This window comes from Gemmatimonas sp. (assembly GCF_046594945.1).
Lineage (GTDB): Bacteria > Gemmatimonadota > Gemmatimonadetes > Gemmatimonadales > Gemmatimonadaceae > Gemmatimonas.
This window is the reverse complement of record NZ_JBKJRB010000016.1, coordinates 1-5,137: the sequence shown is the minus strand read 5'-3', so window position 1 is coordinate 5,137 and position 5,137 is coordinate 1. Positions and strand designations below refer to the sequence as shown.

Here is a 5,137-nt window from a genome sequence, read left to right as displayed (position 1 = left end):
ACGGGGTACGGGGTACGGGGTACGGGGTACGGGGTACGGGGTACGGGGTACGGGGTACGGGGTAGTCGCGTTGGCACGGAGCTCGTCACCGTACCCCCTACCCCGTACTCCCTACTTCGCCGTTAAAAAAACACCTGCCCCATCTTCACCAAGTAGTACTCCGCCATGCCGAGCATGACGAAGGCGAAGACCTTTTTTACCGTCAGCATCCACGCACCAGCGCGCGGCAATCGCGACAGTGAGCCTGCGGAGAGGCCAACCACGACCAGCAGGGTGCACATGCCCAGCGAGAAGGTGAAGAGGTACAGAAAGCCCAGTAGGGCGGATCCGGTGGTGGAGACCCAGGTCAATACGGCGGCCATGACGGGGGCCGAGCAGGGCGCTGCTACCAAGCCTGACGCCGCGCCCATGATGAAAGCACCCGCCACTCGTCCACCGGTTCCGGCGTTGGCGGCGCGCTGCATGATGGCGGAGGGCACCCGCACGGGAATGACGTCGAACATCGACAGCGCGGCCAGCATGAGCAGGTTCGCCATGGCGAAGTAGGCCCACGGGTTGGCCGAGACGGTGCCGAACATGGTGCCGGTGAGACCGGCGAGGAGTCCGAGGCCGGCGTAGACGGTGGCCAGTCCGAACACGTACGTGAGCGAAAGCCCTAACGGTCGCCACTTTGGCACTTTGGTGGCGCCCGACTGTTCTGATGATGATTGGCCACCCACGATCGCGGCCGTGATCGGGATCATCGGGTACACGCAGGGTGTGAGCGACGTCAGGACTCCCGCCCCGAACAGGAGAGGGAGGGCGGCCGCGGGATTGGACGAGAGTTGCGCGGTGACGTCGGCGATCTGCGTGAGAGCTATCATGTAGGGAAGATACGGCCAAGGGCGGGCCAGCGTTCCAGACCGTGCACGGGAGGCTCTGGCGCACAGGCCGGATTCGGGGGATCATGCGGGCTCGTCTCCAACTTTCCTGAGGTGTTGATGTCCGGTCTTTCGACGCGTTCCCGCTGGCTTCGTGTGGCGCTCCTCACCGCGCATGCGCTGCCGACCGCCGCGATCGCACATGCGCAGACCATTCGCCCCGACGCCGACCCGCGTATTGCAACGCTGGTAGCGGCGGTGTCGCAGCCGCGACTGCAGGCCACTGCCACGAGCCTCGCCGGCTTCGGCACGCGCTCCACGCTCTCCGATACGCTGTCGAGCACGCGAGGCATCGGGGCCGCACGGCGTTGGATCTATAACGAGTTCACGCGCCTGAGCCCCAAGCTGCAGGTGTCGTATGATCGGCACCTGCTGGCGCAGCAGGGACGGATCTCGCGCGAGGTGGAATTGGTGAACGTGGTCGCCGTGCTGCCGGGCAAGAGCGCGCGGCGGGTGTACATCACGGGCCACTATGACACCGTGAACTCGCGTCGTCCGGCGGGCACCGACGCGACGGCCACGGCGGGTGGTGGCGCCGCGCCGAGTCAGCCGTTGGTGCGTCCCACGATCAACAACGACGCCGACGCGCCGGGGGCGAACGACGATGGCAGTGGCACGTCGCTCACGATGGAACTGGCGCGGGTGTTCGCGGAAAGCGGGATCGACTTCGACGCCACGCTGGTGTTTGTGACGTGGGCCGGTGAAGAGCAGGGGCTGATCGGCTCGATGGCGCATGCGACGGCGCTGCGCAACGCGAAGGGCGTGGTGGAAGCGAACTTCAACAACGACATCGTGGGCAGCAGCCTCGGCGGCAACGGCATCATCGACGGCGAGAGCGTAAAGATTTATTCGCTCGGTCCTGAAGATTCGCCGAACCGCTCGCTGGCAAGATATGTTCAGCGCGTGGCCGGCACCTACGTACCGTCGCACACCATTCGCCTGATGGCGCGCGAAGATCGCTTTGGGCGCGGGAGCGATCACTCGTCGTTTACGGCGAATGATTTCCCGGCCATTGTGTTCCGCGAAGCGAACGAGAACTACGAGCGCCAGCATTCGCCCGACGACAAGCTCGAGGGCATGGACTTTCGCTATCTCGCGCAGAACGCGCGCGTGAACGCCGCGTCGGCCGCGTCGGTGGCTCTGGCCCCGCCAGCGCCGCGCGTCACCACGAATGGTGGTTCGGCCACGATTGGGCGCGGCCGTTCGGGCTATGATGCCAGCCTGCAGTGGCAGCCGTCGCCGGGCGCAGTGGCGTACCGCGTGTACTGGCGCGACGCGTGGACCAACGACTGGCAGAAGTCGCAGGGGGTCGGGAACGTGACGCAGCTGCTCATGCCGAACGTGTCGATCGACGACTACGTGTTCGGGGTGGCGGCGATCGGCGCCGATGGCAACGAGAGTGTGATCAGCGCCTATGTGTCGCCGGTGCGCAAGATGACCGACGTGCTGCTCAAGAAGTGACGTGCACCAGACATGCCCCACGGAATTCACTACGACGGCGGAGCCAAGCATGATTCGACGGGAGTTTCTCGTGACCTCAGCGTTGGGAACAGCGGGTGCGGTCGCCAATTCAATGGGCGGCGCCGAGCGCGTGAGCGCCGAGCGCGTGAGCGCCGCTCGTGTGAGTGACGGGCTGGCAGCGGCGGAGACGGAGTGGGTGGACGGCATGCCCACGGCGCCGATGCGCACGGAACGCGCCACACGAAAGATCCTGATCGCCGGAGGCGGCTTCGGTACGGCGTTCATTCGCTACATGGCGCAGCTCACGGGCAAGGCGCGCCCGCGTTTGTTGTACCTGCCTACCGCCTCGGCCGATCGCGACGTGTCCGCGTTGACCTGGTACAAGGCCTGCGCGCCGCTCAACGTCGAGGCCCACGTGCAGAACATGTTCATCGCCAGCACCTCGCAGTCGCTAGGATGGGACGAGGTCTTGCTCTCGATGGACGGCATCGTGGCGTCGGGCGGCAATACGCTCAATCAACAGGCGATCTGGAAGGCACAGGGGGTCGACGTGCTCCTGCGGCAGGCGTGGGATCGCGGTATCGTGCTCGGCGGTGCGAGCGCCGGATCCCTCTGCTGGTTCGAGGAAGGCACCACCGACTCGCGTCCCAAGGCGCTGTCGACGGTGCAGTGCCTGGGCTTCATTCCGGGCAGCCATTCCCCCCACTACGACGCGGAGCCGGGGCGGCGTCCGCTGTACCAGAAGCTGATCGGGTCGGGCGAAATGAAGCCCGGTTACGCGTGCGATAACGACGCGGGCATCTACTTCGAAGAGACGGCGGTGAAGCGCGTGGTGCACACGCGCCCGGCGGCCAAGTGCTACTACGTAAGCCGAGTGGACGGCAAGGTGGCGGAGCGCACTCTGGAACCCGAGGCCATTTAGCTAGTTTTCAGTATTCGTTCTTGAGTCGTTCTTCCTCACGCTACTTCTCCGTTCTCGGATTCGGCCCAACATATGGCTCCGCAGTTCATTTACGTCATGAAGGCGCTGCGCAAGGTGGTTCCACCGTCGCGCATCATCCTCGATGACATCTGGTTGTCGTTCTATCCCGGCGCGAAGATCGGTGTGCTCGGTCCGAACGGCGCTGGTAAGTCGTCGCTGCTGCGCATCATGGCCGGTGTCGATACCGAGTTTCAGGGCGAGGCGTGGGCCCACAAGGGTACGCGCATCGGCTATCTGGCGCAGGAGCCGGAGCTCGACACCACGCTCGACGTGCGCGGCAACGTGGAACTCGCCGTCAAGGCGCAGCGCGATGCGCTGAACGAGTTCAACGACATCTCGCTCAAGTTCGCCGAGCCCGATGCCGACTTCGACGCGTTGATCGACCGGCAAGGCAAGCTGCAGGAGTACATCGACCAGCACGATCTGTGGAATCTCGACAATAAGATCGACGTGGCGATGGACGCGCTGCGCTTACCGCCAGGCGATGCCGACGTGACCAAGCTGTCTGGCGGCGAAAAGCGTCGCGTGGCGCTGTGCAAGATTTTGTTGGAAGAGCCTGACATGCTGTTGCTCGACGAGCCCACCAACCATCTCGACGCCGAAAGTGTGGCGTGGCTGGAGCATCATCTCGAGCGCTATACGGGTACCGTGGTCGCCATCACGCACGATCGATACTTCCTCGACAACGTGGCGAAGTGGATCCTCGAGCTCGATCGCGGCAAGGGCGTGCCGTACGAGGGCAACTACTCGGGTTGGCTGGAGCAGAAGCAGGCGCGTATGGCGCTCGAAGAGAAGCACGCCAGCACGCGTCAGAAAACATTGCAGCGCGAGCTCGAGTGGGTGCGGATGTCGCCGCGCGCGCGTCAGGCCAAGAACAAGGCCCGTTTGGCCGCGTACGAAGACTTGGCGAGCGAAGCGCAGCAGGATCGCGCGATGCAGAACGAAATCGTGATTCCGCCGGCACCTCGCCTGGGTAACGACGTCGTGATTTCGAAGGGGCTCAAGAAGTCGTATGGTGACAAGTTGTTGTTCGACAATCTGTCATTCGATTTGCCGCGCGCTGGTATCGTGGGCATCATCGGCCCCAATGGCGCCGGTAAAACCACGCTGTTCCGCATGATCAACGGCCTCGAAACGCCCGACGGTGGACAGCTCAAGCTTGGCGAGACGGTCCAGATCTCGTATCAGGATCAGTCGCGCACGCTGGAAGGCAAGCGCACGCTCTGGGAAGAAATCTCCGGCGGTCGCGAAACGCTCACGGTGGGCAAGCGTGAGCTGAATTCACGCGCGTACGCGGCGAGCTTCAACTTTCGCGGCGCCGATCAGCAGAAGCTGGTGGCGAATCTGTCGGGTGGTGAGCGCAATCGGTTGCACTTGGCGAAGACGGTGATGCAGGGTGGCAATCTGCTGTTGCTCGACGAACCGACGAACGATCTCGACATCGATACGCTGCGCGCGCTGGAAGACGCGGTGCTGGATTTCTCCGGTTGCGCGGTGATCATCTCCCACGATCGCTGGTTCCTGGATCGGGTGGCGACGCACATTCTGGCGTTCGAGGGGGATTCGGAGACGATGTGGTTTGAGGGGAACTACGGGGCCTACATCGAGGACTTGAAGCGGCGGAAGGGACCGGATGCGGATATGCCGACGCGGATCAAGTACAAGAAGTTGGTGCGCTCGTAATCGCGGTGTGCTGTTGATGGATCGTGGTACGTTGGGGCTGGGCGCGGCCGAGGGTGTCCCAGTCGCCGCTTCCTGCGCGTGGGGTCGGGCG

At 64.1% G+C, this 5,137-nt stretch carries 4 protein-coding genes; 3 read left to right on the top strand and 1 reads right to left on the bottom strand.

What is annotated here, in order from left to right:
• Positions 1-122: 122 nt before the first annotated feature.
• Positions 123-863 (bottom strand): cytochrome c biogenesis protein CcdA, encoded by a 741-nt coding sequence (locus ACLL97_RS02365; protein WP_411278870.1) that lies wholly within the window; start codon positions 861-863, stop codon positions 123-125.
• 117 nt (positions 864-980) lie between these two features.
• Between ACLL97_RS02365 and ACLL97_RS02360 the strand changes: the two genes are divergently transcribed.
• The 3 genes from ACLL97_RS02360 (at position 981) to ettA (ending at position 5,046) form a co-directional block, all read left to right on the top strand.
• On the top strand, positions 981-2,381 hold the full coding sequence (locus ACLL97_RS02360) for a M20/M25/M40 family metallo-hydrolase (protein WP_411278869.1): 1,401 nt from the start codon (positions 981-983) through the stop codon (positions 2,379-2,381).
• 70 nt (positions 2,382-2,451) lie between these two features.
• Positions 2,452-3,303 (top strand): Type 1 glutamine amidotransferase-like domain-containing protein, encoded by an 852-nt coding sequence (locus ACLL97_RS02355; RefSeq protein ID WP_411278868.1) that lies wholly within the window; start codon positions 2,452-2,454, stop codon positions 3,301-3,303.
• Positions 3,304-3,375: 72 nt separating this feature from the next.
• Positions 3,376-5,046 carry an energy-dependent translational throttle protein EttA gene (ettA, locus tag ACLL97_RS02350; RefSeq protein WP_411278867.1) on the top strand — a complete coding sequence of 557 codons (1,671 nt, stop codon included), beginning with the start codon at positions 3,376-3,378 and terminating at the stop codon, positions 5,044-5,046.
• Positions 5,047-5,137: the final 91 nt, after the last annotated feature.